This is a genomic window from Shewanella sp. GJ50-10 (assembly GCF_055808815.1).
Map to the genome: position 1 here is coordinate 2851749 of NZ_JBVVSS010000001.1, position 24584 is coordinate 2876332.

Annotated in this window: 23 protein-coding genes and 1 tRNA gene; 10 read left to right on the forward strand and 14 right to left on the reverse strand. The window is 42.5% G+C overall.

Annotation, left to right across the window (positions count from 1 at the left end; translation table 11 throughout):
* Nucleotides 1–61: 61 nt before the first annotated feature.
* The 8 genes from AC0L4E_RS11950 to rnm form a co-directional block, all read right to left on the reverse strand.
* Complete coding sequence (locus AC0L4E_RS11950) at nt 62–1078, reverse strand: hypothetical protein (protein WP_473679362.1); 1017 nt, start codon at nt 1076–1078, stop codon at nt 62–64.
* A 1140-nt stretch (nt 1079–2218) separates the two neighbouring features.
* Nucleotides 2219–2309: transfer RNA gene (locus tag AC0L4E_RS11955), tRNA-Ser, on the reverse strand.
* A gap of 111 nt (nt 2310–2420) precedes the next feature.
* The gene (locus tag AC0L4E_RS11960) at nt 2421–2753 is read right to left on the reverse strand and encodes a hypothetical protein (RefSeq protein ID WP_473679363.1); all 333 of its coding nucleotides are present in this window, start codon (nt 2751–2753) and stop codon (nt 2421–2423) included.
* Between the two features lie 364 nt (nt 2754–3117).
* The gene (rluB, locus tag AC0L4E_RS11965; RefSeq protein ID WP_473679364.1) at nt 3118–3990 is read right to left on the reverse strand and encodes a 23S rRNA pseudouridine(2605) synthase RluB; all 873 of its coding nucleotides are present in this window, start codon (nt 3988–3990) and stop codon (nt 3118–3120) included.
* Entirely contained in the window at nt 3991–4578 is a 588-nt protein-coding gene (gene scpB, locus AC0L4E_RS11970) for an SMC-Scp complex subunit ScpB (RefSeq protein WP_473679365.1), read from the reverse strand. It lies immediately after the preceding gene.
* A gap of 32 nt (nt 4579–4610) precedes the next feature.
* Nucleotides 4611–5399, reverse strand: a complete 789-nt coding sequence (locus AC0L4E_RS11975; protein WP_473679366.1) for a segregation and condensation protein A — start codon at nt 5397–5399, stop codon at nt 4611–4613.
* 235 nt (nt 5400–5634) lie between these two features.
* Nucleotides 5635–6252, reverse strand: a complete 618-nt coding sequence (locus AC0L4E_RS11980; protein WP_473679367.1) for an L-threonylcarbamoyladenylate synthase — start codon at nt 6250–6252, stop codon at nt 5635–5637.
* Nucleotides 6249–7109 (reverse strand): RNase RNM, encoded by an 861-nt coding sequence (rnm, locus tag AC0L4E_RS11985; RefSeq protein ID WP_473679368.1) that lies wholly within the window; start codon nt 7107–7109, stop codon nt 6249–6251. The genes AC0L4E_RS11980 and rnm overlap by 4 nt, the downstream gene beginning before the upstream one ends.
* Nucleotides 7110–7587: 478 nt before the next feature.
* Here rnm and AC0L4E_RS11990 point away from each other — a divergent pair, with 478 nt between their 5' ends.
* From AC0L4E_RS11990 to AC0L4E_RS12035, 10 genes are all read left to right on the forward strand, one after another.
* The gene (locus AC0L4E_RS11990; protein ID WP_473679369.1) at nt 7588–9138 is read left to right on the forward strand and encodes an anthranilate synthase component 1; all 1551 of its coding nucleotides are present in this window, start codon (nt 7588–7590) and stop codon (nt 9136–9138) included.
* 59 nt (nt 9139–9197) lie between these two features.
* The gene (locus AC0L4E_RS11995; RefSeq protein WP_473681628.1) at nt 9198–9806 is read left to right on the forward strand and encodes an aminodeoxychorismate/anthranilate synthase component II; all 609 of its coding nucleotides are present in this window, start codon (nt 9198–9200) and stop codon (nt 9804–9806) included.
* Entirely contained in the window at nt 9806–10846 is a 1041-nt protein-coding gene (gene trpD, locus AC0L4E_RS12000; RefSeq protein ID WP_473679370.1) for an anthranilate phosphoribosyltransferase, read from the forward strand. The genes AC0L4E_RS11995 and trpD overlap by 1 nt, the downstream gene beginning before the upstream one ends.
* Entirely contained in the window at nt 10846–12324 is a 1479-nt protein-coding gene (trpCF, locus tag AC0L4E_RS12005) for a bifunctional indole-3-glycerol-phosphate synthase TrpC/phosphoribosylanthranilate isomerase TrpF (RefSeq protein ID WP_473679371.1), read from the forward strand. The genes trpD and trpCF overlap by 1 nt, the downstream gene beginning before the upstream one ends.
* A gap of 71 nt (nt 12325–12395) precedes the next feature.
* Nucleotides 12396–13601 carry a tryptophan synthase subunit beta gene (trpB, locus tag AC0L4E_RS12010; protein WP_473679372.1) on the forward strand — a complete coding sequence of 402 codons (1206 nt, stop codon included), beginning with the start codon at nt 12396–12398 and terminating at the stop codon, nt 13599–13601.
* 9 nt (nt 13602–13610) lie between these two features.
* Nucleotides 13611–14420: a tryptophan synthase subunit alpha gene (gene trpA, locus AC0L4E_RS12015; protein ID WP_473679373.1), complete on the forward strand. Its 810-nt coding sequence runs from the start codon at nt 13611–13613 to the stop codon at nt 14418–14420.
* A 309-nt stretch (nt 14421–14729) separates the two neighbouring features.
* Nucleotides 14730–15275 carry a septation protein A gene (locus AC0L4E_RS12020; RefSeq protein ID WP_473679374.1) on the forward strand — a complete coding sequence of 182 codons (546 nt, stop codon included), beginning with the start codon at nt 14730–14732 and terminating at the stop codon, nt 15273–15275.
* Between the two features lie 16 nt (nt 15276–15291).
* Nucleotides 15292–15591 carry a YciI family protein gene (locus tag AC0L4E_RS12025; RefSeq protein ID WP_473679375.1) on the forward strand — a complete coding sequence of 100 codons (300 nt, stop codon included), beginning with the start codon at nt 15292–15294 and terminating at the stop codon, nt 15589–15591.
* Nucleotides 15591–16400 (forward strand): exodeoxyribonuclease III, encoded by an 810-nt coding sequence (gene xthA / locus AC0L4E_RS12030; protein WP_473679376.1) that lies wholly within the window; start codon nt 15591–15593, stop codon nt 16398–16400. Before AC0L4E_RS12025 ends, xthA begins: the two co-directional genes overlap by 1 nt.
* A gap of 266 nt (nt 16401–16666) precedes the next feature.
* On the forward strand, nt 16667–17473 hold the full coding sequence (locus tag AC0L4E_RS12035; RefSeq protein ID WP_473679377.1) for a substrate-binding periplasmic protein: 807 nt from the start codon (nt 16667–16669) through the stop codon (nt 17471–17473).
* A 217-nt stretch (nt 17474–17690) separates the two neighbouring features.
* Here AC0L4E_RS12035 and AC0L4E_RS12040 read toward each other — a convergent pair whose 3' ends face one another.
* The 6 genes from AC0L4E_RS12040 to AC0L4E_RS12065 form a co-directional block, all read right to left on the reverse strand.
* Nucleotides 17691–18197, reverse strand: coding sequence for a GNAT family N-acetyltransferase (locus AC0L4E_RS12040; protein WP_473679378.1), 507 nt, complete (start codon nt 18195–18197; stop codon nt 17691–17693).
* Between the two features lie 98 nt (nt 18198–18295).
* Entirely contained in the window at nt 18296–19621 is a 1326-nt protein-coding gene (locus tag AC0L4E_RS12045) for a DUF6602 domain-containing protein (protein ID WP_473679379.1), read from the reverse strand.
* A gap of 470 nt (nt 19622–20091) precedes the next feature.
* A complete protein-coding gene (locus AC0L4E_RS12050; RefSeq protein WP_473679380.1) occupies nt 20092–22365 on the reverse strand; it encodes a xanthine dehydrogenase family protein molybdopterin-binding subunit in 2274 nt (757 codons plus the stop codon).
* A 2-nt stretch (nt 22366–22367) separates the two neighbouring features.
* On the reverse strand, nt 22368–22835 hold the full coding sequence (locus AC0L4E_RS12055) for a (2Fe-2S)-binding protein (RefSeq protein WP_299574163.1): 468 nt from the start codon (nt 22833–22835) through the stop codon (nt 22368–22370).
* 3 nt (nt 22836–22838) lie between these two features.
* A complete protein-coding gene (locus AC0L4E_RS12060) occupies nt 22839–23495 on the reverse strand; it encodes a nucleotidyltransferase family protein (protein WP_473679381.1) in 657 nt (218 codons plus the stop codon).
* Nucleotides 23495–24532 (reverse strand): XdhC family protein, encoded by a 1038-nt coding sequence (locus tag AC0L4E_RS12065; protein ID WP_473679382.1) that lies wholly within the window; start codon nt 24530–24532, stop codon nt 23495–23497. Before AC0L4E_RS12065 ends, AC0L4E_RS12060 begins: the two co-directional genes overlap by 1 nt.
* Nucleotides 24533–24584: the final 52 nt, after the last annotated feature.

Here is a 24584-nt window from a genome sequence, read left to right on the forward strand (position 1 = left end):
TGGTGATATTCATCAGCACTTACACTGTATTTAACATCTATTGGTATAGTCATAAATTTGATTATTTTGCTTCAACTCCAGCAATAATCGGGTCGTTCTTACTCTTCATTATTTTCGGGTTAACACCGTAGTGACGCGTGGTGAACGTAAAGTCATTCCCTTGAGTATCAATATTGTTTTGCGCTGTATTGCCGCAATTGAATGACACGGTAATTGAACCATCTTCGTTCTTATCCCATGAATGAGAATTAATGTTCCGTACGTCTTGCATTAAATACTTGTTACTATCATAAGCCGTAATTGAAGTGAAAAATTTATTCTCTGGGTCTTTAAATGTCGTCGCATAACATATAGCCGCTTTCATTTTCGGACTATTTGAATACTTATTACCTACCCAAGCTTCAGGGCTGGCACCACCCCATCCTGCCGCATTCTCTAAATTCCATTGATGAAGATCAGTCACTTTGTCAGAAGTACGCGGAAAAGTATAAGTAAACTTATCCATACTATTTACTTCTTGAGTGTACTTTTTCACCCACGTTTCAACTTCAGTATAATCATAAGGTTGAACTTGATAGTTTACCGCAAAATTAAAGTCTGAAACTTCAACTTTATCCAGAGCCGCTTTCGCTGCATCGATGCCATTTTCAGTGCCTGACCGATAAATAAGCAAGGCAAATTCAGATTCTACCGCGAGGCTGTATTTGCCGTCTTCAACAACATAATGTTGGCCATGACCCCGTTCAGTTACCACTTGAACAGCCATATAATTATCAGAAGCTGGTATAGAAAATGTTGCTTTACCCTCAATAGTTTTGACAATAGCAACCCCATATAAGGTATCGTCATTCATTTGAACCGTTGGCGCAGACTTACCGCGTGGAGGCAAACCACTCATTTTAAAAAATTTTTGAGTAGCTCCTTTACTCCCCCAATTACGGTAATTTCGAGCAGTTTCTGCATGAGTAAAATTATCAGCATTAACAGTTAGGGTGTTCGGTTTATCTTCAGCAATAGCTTGTCCAGATAATATTGCACTTGTCATCAAAGCTATTGTAGTTAAGTTCACAATTTTCATACGGCCTCTTTTTAGTCTATGCAATTAAGGGAAATCCTTTTCAACACTGCAACAATGAAATAAAACATTATTAGCGTATAGACAGTCAAACTAGACTAATGAATTACCACAATTAACTCAAGCGGTTGCTAATAATCATGTACCTAATATATTGAAGCTTGACCATTACATCAAATGACAAATAATCATAAATGATATGCGCAAGGCGTATATCATTACATTGAGTAAACTTTACTTAGCTTTAATACACTCCCTAAACTATTTCGGTGCTGAAATGAGTTACAAGTTCAAACTTTATAATTCATTTATTTTTGCTAAATCATCGAAGACCATCACTTCAATCTAATCCATTGCCTGCCGCTGCAATGCCCAGGATGAACGGAATGTCGCGATCACACGGATGTGAAAGAGCGACCTTATGTGCAAAAAACTGCGAGACGCTAGCTCTTGATTTAAAAGTAAGCATCCATGTGGGCTCTGCGAAAACAAATAACATCCATGTTAAGGGGCCAGTTCGGCATCCATGCCTCTCGCTCAGAGCGTTTCACACTGGGATTATTGTCTCTTCGATTTGACTATATTCGTCGCAATTAAAAAGCTACAAAGACCAAGAACCTAATCAGCTAAAAGACTTAATTTGAATTGAGGTCATCGAGAATAGGTCGTGAGCTTGGCATGGATGCCAAGTTAGCTTTCGTTAGGCCACGGATGGCCTATCGAAAGCGTTAGACCTTTTCGATAATGGCTGAAGCAGACTAGATGTGAGGTTTAAAGTTGAATAGTCCCCCGTTGGAAATCTTTCGCTTTCCAGAAAATTTCGCCGGGGCTGCTGGGGAGATACAAGAGGGGTGAGCAGTTTCACCCTTCTTGCTCTGGTGTGGGCGAAGCGCCACGACTTTGATTTTTAAACTTTGGAACATAAACGGTCATATCCCCTACATTAATGAGTTACAAACCATTTTCATTAAAACTTCAAAATCCAAACAGCAAAAAGCCCGCTATAAAATAGCGGGCTTTTCTTAATATGGCGGAGAGGTAGCGATTTGGACCCTACATTGAGACGCTACAAACCAATTGGCAATACTCCAAAATACAGATACAAAAAAGCCCGCTATTGCTAGCGGGCTCTTTCGATAAATATGGCGGAGAGATAGGGATTTGAACCCTAGATGGGCTACAAACCCATGCCGGTTTTCAAGACCGGTGCATTCGACCACTCTGCCATCTCTCCGAACGAGCGAGATAATAGCGATCTCACTCGCTGGTGTAAAGTAGAAATTGAAATAAATTGTCTATTTGGCTATTTGAGCAGCAATCTCGGCTTTAATGCCTAAAATAAGCACTATTTATCCATTTTTACAGGGGTTAAGCCTTTCGCCCTATCATCAACTGCATCATCTAATTCAAAGCCAGCTTGCTTCCAAGTTCCCGCTTCTTCTGGGTTAAACTTCTCTTTTGACCAATCCGATGCTGACTCGACATCAAAACTTGCTTTACTCCATTGCTGAGATTGCTCAGCATTAAAACCACTCTTACTCCATGTTTGTGCTTTTGCAGCATCAAACCCTATCGCTTTCCAGTCTGCAATTTCCCTTTCAGACATCCCTTTCCATGTCGGCGCCGATGCACAGCCATATAAAAGACAAGCTACTACCATGACGATTAACTTTTTCATTTAATACTCCCTCAACAGTAAGTGTATGTAACTGGCTAAAAAAACATCAAATTAAATATAGTTAGCGATATACACAGTTTCAAGGAAGCCCTTGATTATATTTATAACCATTTGAGCATATCCTACATCGAATATGATTGATTAAGGTGAGTAAGCTCTATTTAAGCCTTTAGCAAAGGCTGAATTGCAACGCTGATGACAAACGGCATATCAATAAACGGCACGCTATAAACTACAAGCAATTAACTACAAGCAATTAACTACAAGCTATAAACCGCGTGTAATAAACAGCACGCAATAAAAAAGGCCGCCAATGGCGACCTTAATAAGTAAATACAACTTATAGCTTAACTGCTATAAAAGTTTAACCACGTTGACGTGTCGACTTAGGACGCGCAACGGCTGTTTTATGCTTACGTACCGCACGGCGAATTTTAGCGCCTTTAACTTGTGCACGCGCCACACTGTGCTTATCGGTACCAAGTAGTGTACGTGTTTCTGGCTCTAAACCGGCTAACTGGCGCAAGTAGTTTACTTGTTCCATATCAAGCTCAGTCCAACCACCACGCGGCAATGCTTTAGGTAATTCAACCATACCGTAGCGAACACGAATAAGACGGCTCACTTGTACTTCTTGTGATTCCCATAAACGACGAACCTCACGGTTACGTCCTTCTTTAAGCGTGACATGCCACCACTTGTTTAAGCCTTCGCCACCAGCAGGTTTGATAGAATCAAAACTTGCAGGGCCATCTTCAAGGGTTACGCCTTTGCGTAAACGCTGTACTGCAGCTTCTGGCACTTCACCAAAAGTACGTACCGCATATTCGCGGTCAACTTCATTTGAAGGGTGCATTAAACGGTTCGCTAACTCACCGTCTGATGTGAATAATAATAAACCTGAAGTATTGATATCCAAACGTCCAACCGCTACCCAACGTGAATCACGTATTTTTGGTAAACGTTCGAACACTGTGGTTCTGCCTTCTGGATCTTTACGACTACAAATTTCACCTTCTGGCTTATGGTAAGCCAATACGCGACAAATGATGTCTTCTTCAGTTTTGATAACGATGGCACGGCCATCAATGCGTATTTTGGCATCCGCTTCAACGCGATCACCTAAACTGGCAATTTCTCCGTCTACACTAATACGGCCTGCAGCAATCCATGCCTCCATCTCACGACGGGAGCCATGGCCTGCACGGGCCAAGACTTTCTGCAATTTTTCGCTCATCTAGTTCGACTCTTCTGTTTGTTGTGGTGCCATTGATACTTTCTCAAATAGCACCTGCAATGACTCTTCATCACTAAGCGAAGGTAAATCCGCTAAGGTTTTCAAGCCAAAATAGGATAAAAACTCTGTGGTCGTAGCATAGAGTGCTGGTCGCCCTGGCACTTCTTTATGACCGACGGTTTTTACCCAATGTCTATCAGCTAAACTCTTTATTATGTGGCTGCTGACGGCCACACCTCTTACATGTTCAATATCACCGCGCGTTACTGGTTGCTGATAAGCAATTACCGCTAAGGTTTCTAACGTCGCCCGAGAATATTTAGGGGATTTTTCTTGCCACAAAGGTTGTAAGAATTCACTCAGCAACTCTTGGGTTTGAAAGCGATAACCACTAGCCACTTCGACCAGTTGTACCCCACGCTCTTGATAATCTTGTTGTAGCTCATCTAAGCAAGCTTTAATCCTTGCTCGAGACACATCAAACTTAACTAAAACAGTGTCTTTAATCATTTTGATACTGAGTGGTTTTCCCATTACAAATAAACTGGCTTCGATTAATTGTTTTAATTGAATGTCGTTTATTTGCATGATGTCCTTTCTCATATCTTGTGCTGCATCGATTAAAACGCTTTCACGTAAATCGGTGCTAACGGCTCATTTTGAACCAAATCAACTAATAGCTCTTTGACTAATTCCATCAAGGCTAAAAAGCTCACTACCACACCCGCTTTGCCCTCACTGACATCAAATAAATCAGTAAAAGGGATAAAATGCTCAGTCGACAGTTTTGCTAAAATCTGACTCATCCGCTCGCGGGTTGATAACAACTCACGCTTCACATGATGATGTTCGTTCGCATCAATTCGTTTTAATACCTCAGAAAACGCCTGAGCAATATCAACTAATGATACTTCAGGAGGCATGATAACCGGCTTAATGTTTGGTGCGGCTTTAGCTTGTGCTAAATATACATCGCGCTCCAATCGTGGCAGCCCATCTAAATCGGCCGCTGCCTGCTTTATCACTTCATAGGCTTTTAACTGGCGAATTAACACCACGCGAGGATCTTCTTCCTCTTCGTCTGCGGTCACTATTTTAGGTAACAACAGTCGAGATTTAATTTCCGCAAGTGTCGCTGCCATAACTAAATAGTCAGCAGCCAGTTCAATTCGCGCTTCAGTTAAAATATCAATATAGACTAAATACTGAGTGGTAATTTTTTCAATCGGCAAGTCAACAACATCCAGTTTTTGCTTGCGAATTAAATATAATAATAAATCTAACGGCCCTTCAAATGTCTCTAAAAACACTTCAAGCGCTTCTGGCGGAATAAACAAATCGGTCGGCATGGCATCAAGTGCTTCACCGCGAACAATCGCTAGGGGTAAACTTTTTTGGATACCCTGCATTGGTTTATTCCTTAATTTAATGACTTAATATCAGTTGGTTAAAACAAGTAGCAACACATAACAAATGGTAAACTGATTTGCTTTACACTCTGGCTAATACGTCAAAACTATAGCTAGAAATTACCGAACGCGCGATTATACGCACTATTGCCTAGGGTTGAAACAACTATCCCACAAACTTGCAGGTCAAAAGTTATACTGCGCCCGAAACCGCCCTATAATTTGATCAAAAACCTTATTCAAACGGGCTGATGTCACCTGCGCCTTCACGCACAATAACCATGTCACCATCGGACATATCAATCACTGTCGTTTGGTTTTCAGCTAAGTATCCGCCATGAATAATGGCATCGACACTGTGCTCTAAAATATCGCGAATATGTTCAGGATCAGACTCTGCAAACTCTTCATCAGGCATCACTAAACTGGTCGACATAATTGGCGCTTCTAGGGCTTCTAACAGCGCTAACGCAATCAAGTTATCAGGCACGCGAATACCAATGGTTTTCTTTTTATCGCACTGTAATCTGCGCGGCACTTCTTTACTGGCCTTAAAAATAAAAGTGTAAGGCCCTGGCGTGCAGCTTTTCAGTAAGCGGTATGCTTGGTTATCGACACGGGCAAAGTTAGCCAGTTCAGATAAGTCACGACACATCAGTGAGAAGTTATTATCGTTGTCGATTTTACGAATACGCGCCATACGGGTCATGGCATCTTTTTCGCCAATCATACAACCTAATGCATAACCTGAATCAGTAGGATAAACAATCACCCCCTGCTTTAAAATGTTTACCGCTTGGCTAATTAATCTTGCTTGCGGGTTTTCGTCATGTATATAAAAAAATTGGCTCATGGTCGCTCCGTCCAAGATTCTGATTGCCAAACCCACTGTACGCCAGCAGGTTGGAATAAATTTTTGCCTAACTCAATCCAATTACTCGGGAAATGAAAATCACTGCCAATAGAACCCATCAAGTTATTCATATGGCTTAAAGCGACTAAGTTAGCGCGGTCATCAATACTTTGTTGGCCCAATACGACTTCCATCGCATCACCGCCGGCTTCTTTGTATTCACGCACCAAACGTTTTAACCATTTAGCCGACAATTTATAACCGCTTGGATGTGCTAAAACAGCCACGCCGCCAGTTTGATGAATAATGTCGATAGCCGTAGCCATGTCACTCCAATTATTGGGCACATAACCTGTTTTCCCACGAGCTAAGTAACGTTTGAATACACTCGGCATATCCTTAGCATAGCCGTTTTCAGCTAACCAACGTGCATAATGCCCTCGGCTGATTGCTGCGCCATCGGCGTATTTTTTAGCACCTTCATAAGCGCCTTCAATACCTGCTTTTGCGAGACGTACACCGATTTCTTGAGCGCGTTCTTCACGTAATTCACGTTGACGACTTAAAAAATCAAGTAACTCTGGCGCTTGTTTATCCATGTTTAAACCAACAATATGGATATCAAAATTCTGCCAACGAGTTGAAATTTCAACACCGTCGATTAATTTAAGCGGCTTTTCATGTTGCTGATTAAATTGATGTGCTTCAGCAAGACCTGCCACGGTATCGTGGTCAGTAATGGCTAGCATTTCAACGCCCTTTTCAATGGCGCGTTCAACAAGTTCAGAAGGAGTAAGTACGCCGTCTGATGCGGTCGTATGGCTGTGAAGATCGGCCAAGAGAGAGTCTGTTATCATAACGTTATTGTACTTTAATCTTTGTTGAAAAGCTTAACCCTGAAGTGATTATTTGCTACATATTCAGCAAATTGATGCCACTTTCACCTTGATGAACAAAAAAATACCAAATTTGAGAAATATTCAATTGACTTTAAACCTCAGCTAAGGTCTTCTATAAGGCATACGTTAGCCAAACGCATTTTGCTAACTTTTTTAGATATACAACCTAAACTCAAGAGATTCGATTTAAATGACTAACTTTAACGCACTTAACATCAATTGGTGGTGGCACTTCCCAAATTAACGGGTGGTGTGAAGCGTTGTAGTTATTTAAATAACAACAAGATTTTACTAGAAAGCCCGCAGAGATGTGGGCTTTCTTGCTATTTACGGCTTGCACTCTCCGATAAAACTAACGCAAACCGAGCACGACACTGGCACCAATAAGAGTATCGAGTATGAAGAATCAACATATTAGAGAGGCGCAATAAGTATTATGGAACATCAGTTCGCCCATGTAGTGACCCAAAAACAACCGTTAGCGTATCATGCTGATCCATTAAGCCTTTATCAGCATGTGACCGCCAATGCGCCACATACTATGTTGCTAGAATCCGCTGAGATTGAAAGCAAAGATCACTTAAAAAGCATTGTGTTAACCCACGCCGCCATGATGGTTCGCTGTGACGGTTACAAACTGGCATTCAGCGCCCTCACCGATAACGGTGCTAGTTTACTTGCACCTATCAGTGACTTCTTCAAAACAAGTGAGCAGCAACAGCAAGACAAGGTGTTAGTCATTAACCTTGCTAAAGCCAAGCAGTTACAAGATGAAGATGCCCGTTTAAAGTCGACGTCTCCTCTTGATGGTTTAAGAATGTTCGTTCAACACATTCAAACTGACCAAAAAGATGCCTTTGAAGATTTGTTTTTAGGTGGTGTGCTGGCGTATGACTTAATCGATACTGTAGAGCCGCTACCAGAAGTGCCTAATGCAGATAACGATTGCCCTGATTACTTATTCTACCTCGCAGAAACACTTATTTTAGTTGACCACCAGCAGCAACACGCTGAAATCATTACCCACCAGTTTTCAACAGACGCACAGCTAACTGAGACACTTGCAAAGCGTGCTATTGATGTTAATCAGCAATGCCAAACACTGACTCCAGTTCAAGCTTTAGTGACGGTCGATGCTGAAACGCAAGTTAACATCAGTGACGAAACGTTTAAGCAAACTGTGGTTGATTTAAAAGAGCACATTGTTGCTGGTGATATTTTCCAAGTCGTTCCTTCAAGAAGCTTCAGCTTACCTTGTCCCAATACGCTAGGTGCATATAGAGCACTGCGTTTAACCAATCCTAGCCCATACATGTTCTATTTTCGCGGCCCAGACTTCACCTTATTTGGCGCATCACCTGAAAGTGCGCTTAAATATGATGCAGCGAGCAATCAAGTTGAAGTATACCCAATTGCGGGCACACGTCAGCGCGGTAAAACAGCCGACGGTAGCATTGATTTTGACTTAGATAGCCGTATTGAACTTGAACTACGCCTTGATAAAAAAGAGCTGTCTGAGCACTTAATGTTGGTTGATTTAGCTCGTAACGACATTGCTCGTATTAGCCAAAGCGGCAGCCGTAAAGTCGCAGAGTTACTCAAAGTTGACCGCTACTCACACGTTATGCATCTCGTTAGCCGTGTTACAGGTCAATTACGTGAAGATTTAGATGCCCTACACGCTTATCAAGCATGCATGAACATGGGCACTTTAGTCGGCGCGCCAAAAGTACGTGCATCACAATTAGTCAGACAAGCTGAACAAGCACGTCGCGGTAGTTACGGCGGCGCTGTTGGTTACGTAAATGGTCTAGGCGACATGGATACCTGTATCGTGATTCGCTCAGCCTTTGTTAAAAACGATGTAGCCTTTATTCAAGCCGGCGCTGGCGTGGTATTTGATTCAGACCCACAAGCTGAAGCCGACGAAACCCGTCAAAAAGCTCAAGCCGTTATTTCAGCTATTAAAATGGGCGGTGGACTATGAGTTTAAAGAGCACGAGCAGCATGAATTCAAACCAACAAACGTCAAAAAGCATTAGCAATATGAAACTGTATTTATTAGATAACTTTGACTCATTCACCTACAACTTGGTGGATCAATTTCGCAGTTTAGGCTTCGAAGTGCTGATTTATCGTAATGACGTTAGTGCTGATTACTTAGCTGAAAAACTTATCGCTGAATCAGGCCAAGCAGCCTTAGTGTTATCTCCAGGCCCAGGCGCACCTCATGAAGCAGGTTGCATGATGGAGCTTATCGGCAAAGTTGCGGGCAAAGTACCAATGCTAGGTATTTGTTTAGGCCATCAAGCCATGGTTGAGTATTACGGCGGCAAAGTTGAACGTGCTCCATTTGTGGTTCACGGTAAAGCTAGCCCAACTACGCACAATGGCGAAGGTGTATTTGCTAATCTACCTTCTCCGCTGCCAGTGGCGCGTTATCACAGCTTAGTCGCGACTAAAGTGCCAGACTGTTTAGATGTGATTGCCACCACCGAAGACATGCCAATGGCGGTAATCCACCCACAAGATAAAGCGGTAGGATTCCAGTTTCACCCAGAGTCCATTTTAACCACTTTAGGTAGCACGCTATTAACCCAAACGCTGACTTACCTAACCCATGCCAATGAAAGTAGCCAAAAGGGAGCCTTATAATGTCTCAACTTCAACCTCTATTAGACTCACTTTATCAAGGCAATGCGTTAACCCGCAACCAAAGCGCAGAGTTATTCACCGCAATCGTTGAAGGTGAAATGGATCCAGTAGCCATGGCAGGCATGCTAGTGGCACTAAAAATGCGCGGCGAAACCATTGAAGAAATCACCGGTGCAGCAGATGCACTGCGTAAAGCGGCTAAACCTTTTCCGCGCAGCGCTAAATCATTAGCAACTGGTGTGGTGGATATTGTAGGTACAGGTGGCGATGGTCATAACACCATTAATATCTCTACCACAGCATCATTTGTTGCCGCTGCTGCTGGTGCAAAAGTTGCCAAGCATGGCAATCGCGGCGTATCGAGTAAATCAGGTGCATCAGATGTGTTATCACATTGCGGTATTGGGTTAACCATGCCACCAGAAGTTGCTAGCCAATGCATTGAAGACTTCGGCTTATGCTTTTTATTCGCACCGCATTATCATGCTGGTGTGCGCCACGCCGTGCCTGTAAGACAAGCCCTTAAAACCCGCACCATCTTTAACATTTTAGGCCCACTGATTAACCCAGCTAAACCTGAAGCCATGCTATTGGGCGTATATTCGCCTAAATTAATTGCGCCAATTGTGAACGTGTTAAACGCTTTAGGTGTTAAACGTGCCATGGTCGTTTACGGCAGCGGTCTGGATGAAGTCGCCCTACACGGCGAAACCCAAGTGGCAGAGCTTAACGACGGCAACATTCGCTTTTATAAACTCACGCCACAAGAATTAGGTGTTGAACCTGCTGAAATCTCAGCCCTTGAGGGCGGTGAGCCAAGTGATAATGCCCTTATTACTCAAGCTATTTTAAAAGGCGAAGGTAAACCTGCCCACCGTGATGCTGTAGCGATTAATGCAGGCTGCGCACTTTATGTCAGTGGTGTTTGTGACTCAGTGCAGCAAGGTACTCAACTTGCCCTTGAAACAATCAATAGCGGCAAAGCCTTTTCAGTATTAACTCAACTGGCTGAAGCAAGTCAGCAAGAGGAAGCACACTAATGCCTACAGTCGCGAATAAAACAGATAAAGAATCAAACGTATTAACTAAAATTGTTGATACCAAAGTAGCGCACATTGCATCGCTTAAGCTGCGTTACCCTGAAGCGAGCTTACAACCTAAAATATCTGACCGCAGTTTATTTGATGCCCTTAAAGCACCAAATGCCGGTTATATTTTTGAATGTAAAAAAGCCAGTCCATCAAAAGGGCTTATTCGCCCAGTGTTTGATGTTGAAGCGATTGCCGATATTTACGGAAAATACGCAGCAGGTATTTCTGTATTAACCGACGAGCAGTTCTTCCAAGGCGATATTGATTACATTCCGCTAGTTCGCGCTCGAGTCAGCCAACCGATTTTGTGTAAAGACTTCTTTGTCGACCCATATCAAATCAAGCTGGCAGCCCATCAAGGCGCTGACGCTGTATTATTAATGCTGTCAGTACTTGATGATGCGCAATACAAGTTATTGGCTGAAGAAGCCGCTAAATACAATTTAGATGCGCTAACAGAAGTAAGTAATCAAGAAGAACTTGAGCGAGCCATTGATCTTAATGCGCGTATTGTGGGTATTAACAACCGCAACTTACGTGACTTAAGCACCGATTTGGCCACCACTGAAGCTTTAGCACCGCAAATTCCTACTGATAGAGTGATTATTAGTGAGTCTGGCATTTATAATAACCAACAGGTTAAACGCTTAAATCCATTAGTAGACGGCTACCTTGTGGGCAGTTCTATCATGGCGCAAGACGATATCGACCTTGCTTGTCGTCAACTGATTTTTGGCAGTAACAAAGTGTGTGGCTTAACTCGCCTTGAAGATATTAAAGCAGTAGCTGAAGCTGGCGCAGTGTTTGGGGGGTTAATCTTCCATCCAAAATCACCACGAAGCGTCACTGTTGAACAGGCAGCTGAATTAGTCAATCAAAGCAAACCAAATAACATCGGTTTGAACTTTGTTGGCGTATTCGTTAATAAAGCCAACGCTGAGATTGTTGAGACAGTAAAAACAGTCGGTTTAGCGGTAGTGCAATTGCACGGCAGCGAAACCAGTGCTGAAGTAGCTGAGTTAAAGCAATTACTTGCCGATGCCAAACTTGATTGCCAAATCTGGAAAGCGGTCAGCGTCGATACCACATCCAATAGCAATAGCAATAGCAATAGCAATAGCAATAGCAATAAGGTGGGCGATAAACCACAAGGCTGCGATCGTTACTTATTCGACAGCAAAAACACTACAGGCTTTGGCGGCACTGGCGAAACCTTTAACTGGCAAGCGTTACTCGAGACTTCTGCGATAACCAACGCAGAACGAGAAAACAGCATGCTTGCAGGTGGGCTAACACCTGAAAACGCATTCGATGCTAACCAACAAGGTTTTTACGGATTAGATCTCAACTCAGGCGTTGAATCACAGCCCGGCATTAAAGATGCGCACAAGATTGCCCAAGCATTCACAGCAATCAGAAAGAATTAGCACCAAATTTAATACAGCATTACGAAATAACCTACATGGGTATTTCACACAATATTGATAAGGAAGACCCAATGACAAAGCTCAAGCTTGACCCTTATTTCGGCGAATACGGCGGCATGTACGTACCGCAAATTCTTGTTCCAGCACTAAAGCAACTCGAAACTGCTTTTGTTGAAGCCCAAGAAGATGAAGAGTTTCAAAAAGAATTTACCGAGTTACTGAAAAACTATGCAGGTCGCCCTACCGCATTAACCTTAACCCGTAACTTAAGCCCTAACCCTATGGTTAAAATCTATCTTAAACGTGAAGATTTACTCCATGGCGGCGCGCACAAGACCAACCAAGTGTTAGGTCAGGCTTTATTGGCTAAACGCATGGGTAAAAAAGAGATTATTGCTGAAACTGGTGCAGGCCAACACGGCGTAGCAACGGCATTAGCCTGTGCGTTACTAGACCTTAAATGTAAGGTTTACATGGGCGCGAAAGACGTTGAACGTCAATCGCCGAACGTATTTAGAATGAAGCTTATGGGCGCAGAAGTCATTCCTGTGACTTCTGGCTCGGCCACCCTAAAAGATGCCTGTAACGAAGCCATGCGTGACTGGTCAGCAAGTTATGACAAAGCGCATTACCTGCTTGGCACTGCAGCAGGCCCGCACCCCTTCCCAACCATAGTACGTGAATTCCAACGTATGATTGGTGAAGAAACTAAAAAGCAAATTCTTGAAAAAGAAGGCCGCTTACCAGATGCGGTTATCGCATGTGTCGGTGGTGGTTCAAACGCGATTGGGATGTTTGCAGACTTCATCGATGAAAAAGACGTTGAACTTATCGGCGTTGAACCTGCAGGTAAAGGCATTGATACGCCAATGCACGGCGCACCGCTTAAGCACGGTAAAACGGGTATCTTTTTTGGTATGAAAGCGCCATTGATGCAAGACAGCGACGGTCAAATTGAAGAGTCATATTCAGTGTCAGCGGGTCTTGATTTCCCGTCTGTTGGCCCGCAGCATGCTTACCTTAATGCCACTGGTCGTGCGCGTTACGAGTCAGCAACCGATGATGAAGCATTAGAGTGTTTCCAGCTGCTAGCACGCTCAGAAGGGATTATCCCAGCACTAGAATCAGCTCATGCTATTGCTTATGCAGTCCGTATGGCTAAAGAAGCCACTAAAGAAACAATTTTAGTGGTTAACTTATCGGGCCGTGGTGATAAAGATATCTTCACCGTCTCTGACATTTTAGAACAAAAAGCTTCTGCTGAAGCTGCGAAGTAAGGACTTATCATGACTAATCGTTATCAAGCAGCTTTTGACCAATTAGCGCAAAAACAGCAAGGTGCATTTGTGCCGTTCGTGACCCTTGGCGATCCAACCGTAGGGATCTCGTTAAAGATCATTAAAACCTTAGTGGATAATGGCGCTGATGCCCTTGAACTTGGCTTTCCGTTTTCAGACCCATTAGCCGATGGTCCAGTGATTCAAGGCGCTAACTTACGCGCATTAGATTCAGGCACTAACGTTGCAGATTGTTTCTCGCTGCTGACACAAGTTCGTGAGTTATATCCTGACATGCCGATTGGATTACTGTTATACGCTAACCTCGTATTTGCCAACGGCATTGACGAGTTTTACGCTAAAGCTAAACAAGCGGGCGTGGATTCAGTACTGATTGCTGATGTGCCTGTTGAAGAGTCAGCGCCGTTCAGCGAAGCGGCTCATAAACATGGCGTTGCCCCTATCTTTATCGCACCGCCAAATGCTGATACTGACACCATCAAAATGGTCAGTGAACACGGTCAAGGTTATACCTACTTGTTATCGCGTGCAGGCGTGACTGGCACAGAGTCAAAAGCGGGTGCACCTATTGGTGAAGTCCTTGCTAAACTTGCAGAGTTTAATGCACCACCACCATTATTAGGTTTCGGTATTGCCGAGCCTAAACAAGTGAGCGAAGCCATTAAAGCTGGCGCTGCGGGTGCAATTTCAGGTTCTGCTGTGGTAAAAATCATCGAGCGTAACAAAGACGATGAAAAAGCCTTACTTAGCGCACTAGGAGAGTTTACCCGCAACATGAAAGCGGCGACTCATAAGTAGCAGTTCAAAATAAGCGAATAAAATAATGGGTTATTCCTCTAATTATTAAGCTTGATTTAAGACTATCAATGCCACTCATTCGAGTGGCATTTTGTTATCGCCTTTATGAAGTTTTATTAACCGTTATTACGACTAAATTACGACTAAATCCAGTAAACAAGCCCTTGTTACCCTTCATATGAACCCTGCAGCCATGCTAGACTCTGAGCCTACTATTACCATAATGGTTAATAACCAATTCAAGCTTGTATAAAGCGATGACGGCTATTAATCAGTAAACTGATTTATCTATTTAGGCTATCGCATCATATGAAACAATTGCTTGATTTTCTTCCGTTGGTCATCTTTTTCGCCATCTACAAATTTTATGACATTTACACTGCCACAGGCGCGCTTATCGCCGCTACCGCAGTGCAGCTTATTGTCACTTATATCCTTTATAAACAAGTCGAGAAAATGCATTTAATCACCTTTGCCATGGTGACATTTTTCGGAACCTTAACCCTGATATTCCACGACGATGCCTTCATCAAATGGAAAGTGACCATTGTTTATGCCTTCTTCGCCATCGCATTAATGGTGAGTCAGTTAATCAATAAACCAATCCTTAAAAGCATGCTCGGCAAAGAAATGAAATGCCCCGACAATATCTGGGCACACGTCACTTGGTACTGGGTGACCTTCTTTGTTGCCTGTGGTATTGCCAACATCTATGTTGCCTTTAGCTTGCCGCTAGAAACTTGGGTTAACTTTAAAGTATTTGGTTTAACCGCCCTTACCCTAGTCAATACTGTTATTACCGTTATGTACCTATATAAACATATGGAACATGATGAATCGGAACAAATAAAATAATTCAAGGAACCTATCTATGTGGTACATGATCTCGTCACAAGATGTTGAAAACAGTTTAGAGAAACGCATGAGTGCTCGCCCTGCTCACTTAGCAAGACTTGAAGCACTTGCGGCTGAAGGTCGTTTATTGGTTGCTGGTCCACATCCTGCTATTGATAACGAAAACCCAGCAGAAGCCGGTTTTACAGGCTCATTAGTGGTTGCTGAGTTTGACTCATTAGTGGCTGCACAAGCATGGGCAGACCAAGACCCATACATCGAGGCTGGCGTATACGCTAGCGTGATTGTTAAGCCATTTAAGCGAGTACTTGTGTAATGAAAATTGTCTCATTCAACATCAATGGTATTCGCGCCCGCTTACATCAACTGCAAGCGTTAATCGACAGCCATCAACCAGACGTTATCGGCCTGCAAGAAACGAAGGTTCACGACGAAGCATTTCCAGTAGCAGACGTAGAAGCTATGGGTTATCACGTGCATTACCATGGCGGCAAAGCCCATTACGGTGTCGCTATGCTCTCAAAAGCTGAGCCAATCGAAATCATCAAAGGGTTTAAAGATGATGCTGAAGATGCCCAGCGCCGGATGATCATGGGTAAGTTCACCCAAGAAAATGGCCGTGTGATTACCGTGATGAATGGTTATTTCCCCCAAGGCGAAAACATCAGCCACGAAACCAAATATCCAGCTAAGCGTAAGTTCTACCAAGACTTAATGCAGCACCTTGCTGACAATCACACGCCAGATGAAGACATTGCCATTATTGGTGACATCAACATCTCGCCTGTGGATTTAGATATTGGTATTGGTGACGTGAATGCTAAACGCTGGCTTAAAACCGGTAAATGTAGTTTTCAGCCAGAAGAACGTGAATGGCTACAACGTTTAAAAGACTGGGGCTTAGTTGATAGCTTCCGTGAATTACACCCAGAGCGCACTGAACGTTACTCGTGGTTTGACTACCGCAGTAAAGGCTTTGTCGATAACCGTGGTCTGCGTATTGATGTGGTTATGGTGACTAAGTCATTATTACCACGCTTAACCGAATCAGATGTCGATTACGATTTACGTGGTATTGAAAAGCCATCAGATCACGCGCCGATTTGGAGCACATTCTCAGACTAGGAAAAATGACTAGTTTGATATGAACAGTAAATAGAAGCGGTATATCCAAAAGCCTAACTTTATTGAGTTAGGCTTTTTGCTATTACGCTTCAAATAAGGCAGGGAGTACCTCTCACTGTATATTTTCATACACAGTCCTTTCTTATAAAGTAACTTAACTAAATCCAAGCAAAATAGTAATTGTGTTGTTACTCATTACATTAGAGAATGCAAATATAAGTTTTATAGCTCAGTATTGAGCAACAACTTTAAAAGGACTTTATAAGTTGAAGCATATCAAATACCCAAAAACCTCAAGTTATAAGCCTGCCTTTTTCAGCTTCATTCTTTCTTATAGCTTTATTTTTGCAAGCGATCCTGTTGGTGCCTCTGAAGATAGAATTATCAATTTTACCACCAGTAATAGTATTGAACCCTACTTTTTTGTTGATAAGAAAAGCGGCCTGCAATATGAATTATTAGATGCAGCTTTATCATCAAATAATCTGCAATTAGGTGAAATCACTTTTGCGACTAATCTTAGAGCGTTGCGATTAGTCAAAACCAAAAAAGTCGACTGCATCATCAACTCCCCCTCAAATAGCGACGGACTTTTTTTAACTCAAAGTTTAATCGAATATCAAAATAGTGTGTTTTTTCTGACCAAAAACAAACTAAAAATAGACACGGTTCAAGATCTTAAAAACTACTCATTAGTAGGCTTTCAAAATGCGAATCAATACCTAGGTTCAGAGTTTTCAGAGTTATCGAAAACCCATAAAAGCTATAATGAAATCGCTAGCCAAAAAAACCAAATCTTGATGTTATTTAGTGAGCGTATTCAAGCGATCATTCTCGAACAACGGATTTTTGATTATTATCGCCACCAAATTGACGGCCGAATTAAATCACCTTTTGAAGTCACCAAGGTCAGGCTATTCGATCAAGCACCTCGCAACATTGCTTGCCACGATCCTCATACTGCCATGTTAGTCGATGAGGCTATTTCGCAATTAAAGCAAACCAACTTATATCAGGATATTTTGCTCAATGCGGAGCGGAGCTATAGCGGTGTTTCTGAGTTAACGAAGTAGACTTTAAACTAGGGGGGCTGATATTGAAACTATTCAAAAATTAAATGTCTTTATAAATGGTTGGTAGTTGGTGCAGTGCCAAAATGAATAACAAAAGCGGCGCCTCAAAAGCAAACGCAGCTTTCATTCAAGAATTGAGGATAGCAACGTTTAGTTGCTGCTAGAAAAACCGAAGAAAGTAGCTATTTACGCCATAGTTTCTTGTTATATCTCGTTTTTATAGAACTACTTGATAGACATCAACCCTGAAACCTCGAAATGATGAAGTCTCAATAAACTCAAAGCCCGTGCGGTTTACTACTTTAACAGAGCTAATATTCTCAGGCTCGATGAGTGCGTATATAGCATCAAGTTTTAATGAGCACTTTGCGAAGTCTAAAACTCCAAGCGTAGATTCAACAGCATAACCTTTACCTTGTTGGCTAGCAGCTAAACGATAGTTGATATGTATGACTTCACCTGAATCTATCTGATTCTTATTTAACCCACAAACACCTATAAAATCTGAAGTTCTGGAATCATAAATAGCCCAGTGTCCATAACCATTTAGGTCATATTGTCTCTGACAGTTAGTAATATACTCTTGAAGCTGTTGTTCAGAGTGGACTCCCACAGTAGAGTATTTCATTACTGTAGGGTCAGCTAATACTTTCGAAAGTTCTTGAGCATCCGTAGCAGTAATTTTACGAATACATAACCTTTCAGTTTCCACTACAGCCAACATGAACTCCTAGAGATATAACGCCTTGCTAAGCGGATAAAAATGGTTGGCTATAATCGCGAAGCGATGGCCAACTGTTTTTATTCCGTTTAAGCAACTTGTTAGCTTTGTGCTAGTTGCGTTGAATTTATAAAGACCATTTTTCCTTTGCCTGACATATCATTTTTGGATAACCAAGCATCAAGTCTATCATTGTCATCTGATGCTATCATTCCACCTTCGTCCAAAAAGACCATATGCACGACAGGAAGGATAAATCGAATATATCTATCATTTTCTTCTGCCATAATTTTAGTTTTTAATAAGGTATCTCTTAATTCTTCATCTGAAATACCAGCTTCTACAGCTACTGATTTAAAGAAATCTGATTGTTTATCTAGATGGGAATTCCATTGCAAATGCATTAATAAAGTTGAAAGCTCTTCTGAGAAAAAAGCAGGTTTCCACTCTGAAGAAGATCTTGGTTTTGCAAGGCTAGCTTCGTTAGGCTCACGAGTATGAAACTTCCAGCCTCCAGATTCACTTCCAGCATCATAGATTGGTTCAGCTAACAGTAATACAGCACTAGTATCAATATCTAAGTCTTCCCCCCAAGGCATTTTTACATTGCAAAATTTTGAAATCTTACTCCAGATCACCTCAATCATCAGCTCAACCACATTTCCCCTACTTGATGCCATGATGGGCCAATAACCATCGGTTAACTCAGGGACAAATGGAAGCCCTGTTGTTTTATAGAGGCTAAAATTTTCACTAGTAATTAAGTTTGGGAGTGCATTGATGCCAAGAATCTCTTCTTTAGGATCACTCGCTTCTAAAAAGTCTAGAAAAGCATTACGTAATCCACTCTCTGTTTTATATCCACCATAACCATGAACGATTTTAACTGGGAATTGTAACTCCTGAGTTAGGATACTCATCATCATTGCATCGGTGACTGGTGAGTAATCTAGTTGTTGCCACTCATCTGTTGCTATTTTCCCTGTAATTTGTGAAAAATGTCGATGCGCCTCGGAGCAATCAGGAAATACATTATTTTCAAGTTCAGCAACAAACTTCTCAAATGCAATCTTAGAAACAGGAGCTAATTGCTGATATGCGGAAACCAAGTCTGTTTTATTTAAAGTTTTTTTAACTTCTAAAACTACAAGCACATTCTCAATGTCATAAAAGTAATTATCTGTACGCCCATATTGTTCACCCTCTCCATGAACAAGCATGCAATCTATTTGTTCAGGTAAACCGCGTATGAAACCAGATACTACCCTTAAATCTAAAGAAGAAGGAAGTGCACGTTCAATAGAATCTTTGCTAATACACTCATATGCATCTCCAAGCGTTGGCATATGGGGCATTTCTTGACTAGAGACAATTTCAACTTCTTTCTGAATAAAAGCTTCAATTATCTCGATGATATTTTTGAGCATACATCTCCTTAAAAGCTAACAGCTTATTAGCGAGAATTCCGATAAACACCCTTGGGATTTTTACCAAAACTCAATCACATAAAACTTTATTTATTAATAATTTTAGTAACTTAACAGCCACTATTAACTAAATCAATCAGCTTAACTTTGGATAAAAACGAGAATTGAGTTAACCGAGAATAATTTGGGGTCGGCATGTATACCATTAAGGTAAAAACATACTTATTTTCAGATACTTGACGCTTAACGAGGATTTTGGGGGAGAAATTACTTATTTACATAACGAGAAACAAACTTTGCATTTATGTGATACAGGTATGTATTTGACAATACACAGTTATTCATTAAATTCTGATAATAGTTAGGTAGCTTAAAATACCAACTCCGTTATTCATTCCGCTTATTTATGTCCAAAAAAATGCCCAAGCTATTAACTAGCTTGGGCATTGATATTACTCTCGTTAATTAAGCTACATCTTCAGTACTTTACTCAGAGGTAAATCGCGATAACGTTTACCTGAAGCTGCAAATATTGCATTGGTTAAACTAGGTGCCACGGGTGGCACGCCAGGTTCACCGACGCCTGCAGGTTTGGCATCTGACTCGACAATAATGGTTTCAATCTCTGGTGACTGGCCGATGCGTAGCAGCGGATAGTCATGAAAATTAGATTGCTCAACTTTACCGTCTTTGTAACTAATTTCGCCCATCATCGCTAGGCTTAATCCAAATATGATCGCACCTTCAGTTTGTGAGTGCACCCTATCTGGGTTAACCACAGTACCGGCATCAATTGCAGCAATGCTTTTTAATACAGTGAGCTTATCGCCATCCATTTCGACTAAGGTTGCAACCGCTACGTAACTAACAAAGCTGCGATGTACTGCAAAGCCCCAGCCTTGATTGGCTTTGACTTTAGGCTGTTTAACCATGGCCTTTTCAACTGCATCAATTACACCTAAGTAACGGCCAATATCAATGGGGAAGTCTGCTAGAGTCTCGCCATAGTTACCGTATTTCACCACTTGATTTTCAAGCTTTTCATGACGCGGTTTGCCCAACAGCTCACGCCACATACCAATACAGGGTTTACCAGCATTAACGGCAAGTTCATCGACAAAGCTGCCGACACCAAAACCATGTTGAATATTACATACTGAGCGCATCCAACCGATACGAGAATGCGCTGTAGCTTTAACAGATTCCAACTGAATTTGGCTTAAGTTAAACGGCATATCAGAAAAACCAAGATCTAACTCCCCTGCTGATGGCATATCGACACCTTCGGCAAAAGTGGAGCTAATCGATGGGAAACCTGTACGTGCAAGTAACGCCGTTGGGGCTTTATTGCCATCTAATTTCGCTTGGTAATGCTGGGCACTAATCGCATGATAGTAACCGTTTTGAATCTCATCTTCTCGGCTCCATAAAAGCTTAACTGGCTTAGCGATTTTTTGAGATAACCACGCTGCCTCAGCGCTAAAGTCAGGTTTTGACTTACGCCCGAAACCGCCACCCAGTAAGGTGACATTCACTTTAACTTGCTCGTCTTTTAAGCCCAAAACCCCAGCGACATTTTTCTGAGTGCTTTGCGGCGTTTGAGTTGATGCCCAAATCTCGCAGCTATCTTTCGTCACTGATGCCGCAGCCGCTGGCGGCTCCATCATGGCATGGGTCAAATACGGCACGGTATAAACCGCTGATAAACTATTATCGTCACTCCAATCAGTAACAGAGTCGCCCAATTGACGAATAACTGTACCAGACTCGCCAACGCGTTTCACAAGCTCTGCTAAATCGGTATCCGAGTTATATTGGCTGTTAGCAGAGTCTGTCCAAGTGATTTTTAATGCTTTACGTCCCTGCAGCGCACTCCAACTATTGGTTGCAATAACGGCAACTCCGCCAAGCGGCTGAAACAACGGCGCGCCTTTTACGATTGGGATTTGAATGACATCTAACACCCCTGCCACTTTACGGGCGGCGCTATCATCTAACGTAGCTACATCACTACCGAATACTGGCGGTCGAGTAATTGAGGCGTGCACCATTCCTGCTACTTTGACATCAAAACCATATTCAGCTTTGCCGTTAAGCATATCGTCCATATCCACAATGGTGGGCGATTTTCCGATATGGGTAAATTTCGAAGCTGGCTTTAATGCCACGCTATCAAGCGCTGGTGTTGCAAGTGCAGAGGCTGCAATGGCAAGCTCACCAAATGACAGGCTTTTGCCATTGGTTTTATGATGAATTTTACCCGCTTTAGCATACACATCTGCAGGTGTTGCTTGCCACTGATTTGCTGCGGCTTGTTCTAGCATGCTTCTAGCTGTTGCGCCCATTTGACGCATTTTTTGATAATGTTTACGAATACTGCGGCTACCATCGGTGTTTTGACTGCCATACTGTTCATCAGCCAAACCTTGAACCACCACTATTTGATCCCATTCAGCTTCTAACTCATCAGCTAATACTTGCGGCACACCAGTTCTTATACCCTGTCCCATTTCTGAGCGATGACAAGTTAAATACACTTTGTTGTCTTCGCCAATGGCGATAAAGATGTTCAGCTGCGTTTGTTTGCCTTGAGCGCTAGCCCCTTGTGCCATAGCCTCTTGTGCCATAGACATGGGACTCCACGCTAAACCTGATGCGCCTAGTGCTAAGCCTCCACCCACTGCGCCAAATAGTTTAAGCACGTTACGACGGCTAATATTTTCAACTGCGGTAAATGTGGTCATGGTTATACCTCCGCTTTACTGTTATCAGCAGCAGTATTGATTGCAGCTTTAATACGCGGATAAGTTCCACAGCGGCAAATGTTGCCCGACATCGCATCATCTATTTGCGCTTCAGTGGGCTTAGCCGTAGTGGTAAGTAATGCGGCTGCCGACATTAACTGCCCTGCTTGGCAATAACCACATTGCGGCACGTTATGTTTCTCCCAAGCCGCTTTTAATTTCTCAGCTTCAAGTCCTTCAATGGTGGTCACTGACTTACCCGCAGCTTGTTTTATGCTGGTTAAACAACCTCGTACTGGCGCGCCATCAATATGCACAGTACACGCACCGCAAAGGCCTGCTCCACAGCCATATTTGGTGCCAGTTAAGCCCAAAATGTCTCGCAGCGCCCATAAGATAGGCATATTGGGGTCGGCATCTAGGGTGAAGCTTTTTCCATTCACTTCAAGTGTTTGCTTTTGTTGCGTCATCACTTACTCCTTGTTCGCCAACCACCAGCTAAGATCGGCTTTAGTATCAATATCTATGGCGGCTTGCTCTAACGGAAACACGGCCAAAGTTTGATTAGTTAAATGTTGTTTTAATATTTTTTTAGCCCCTGAGTCGCCTGCTAATTGCTGAAGGGCATCAAAATCTTCAGCACGAAAAATGGCTGGCACACCAGGATTTTGTTGATAATAAGCTGCTGTCGTTTGACCAAAAAGGCAAAACAAACGATAGAGGCTTAAATAATGTAAACAAGAAATGGCCACTTGATCGGCGAGTGTGAGCAGCAATGCATCCGCTTTTTCAGCTTGGGCATATTTAGCCGCCAATGCCACAGAACTGGCTATGCCAGAATGCCAGTCGCTATTAATTAAAATTGGCGTATTGATAGGTATCAGCGGCGATAACACATCGATATGACCGCCTAAAATCACACACGGTTTACCAATATCAATCTGCTCAGCTGCTTGGCTTAACGATAATAAACTGTGAGTTAATAGGCTGTGGTTTTCAGCATTTGGGTCAGGATCGTTCACCTTAGGGCCTGACACTGTGGCCGCAAGTTTAGCGCCATCAAAACGGGCACTCTGACCTGCAGCCAGCATGACACTCACCACTTTTGGGGCTTTAGATAAAAAAGTCACTAGCTCATGACCTTATCTAAGCGGCTTAAGTCATCATCTTTACCGATACTATGATGAAGCACACCATGACACTGCGATAATATACTTAATGCCACTGAGCTCGGTAGTTCGCCGCCCAGTGCAAGCCCTGCGGGCGCTGAAAAGAAGCCACTGAACTCTTGCTGTGAAAGCTTGGCTAAACCTAGCACTTTATCTCGTCTGTGCCCTGGGCCTAATAACGCAATATAGGCGATATCGGTTGGCTGTAATGCGCTAAGCGCTAGTGCATCTAACTCAAGATTGTGATTCATCACAACAGCTGCGTCTAATTGAGTTAATGCGTCACTTTTAAGTTGTTGCAGTGGGGTTTTATTGATTTTAGCAACCGGAAAATCATAGCTGCGAGCATAGGCTGAGCGACTATCAAATACGGTAACCTTCCAGTCTAATTGGGCAGCCATTGCCTCTAAAGGCTGTGCATCTAATCCGCCGCCGAATATGCCTAAATGAAATGGCGCACGAACTGGTATCGATAAATACTCTTTCTCAGCTAATGTGAGTTGCTGAGCTTTATTCGATAAGTCGTTAGTTTGAATTGGCTTAACGGTATCAGACGCAATGAATTTACCTGACATCTCGCCAGCATGACTGGCATTGTTATTGAGGGATAATTGATAATGGCCGTGATAACCACGAGTTAATTGCTGGTGCAGCTCAGGTAAACCAAGGTAATGGTTGTCAGCCAGTAATGGCACCATCATGATATTAACTAAGCCACCACAACCTAGCTGATAACTCGTGTCGTTTTCATCGGTGGCGTCATAAGTAAGATGAAACACTTGTTGAGTTTGAATTGCTTGTTGAGCATGACGGCGTAAGTCGGCCTCTAGACAACCACCACTGAGCATTCCCAGAGTTTTGCCTAATGGGTCAAATAACATCATGGCACCGGGCTTACGGTAAGATGAACCTTCAACCGAAGTAATAACGGCTAATGCCCATTCAAGTTGCGGTTTTTCAGCCCAAATATCCAATAGTGATAATAAGTGATGCGCCATAAATCCTTGCCTGCTCAATCAATCCTTAATTAACTCATAGCCTAGTTAGGAT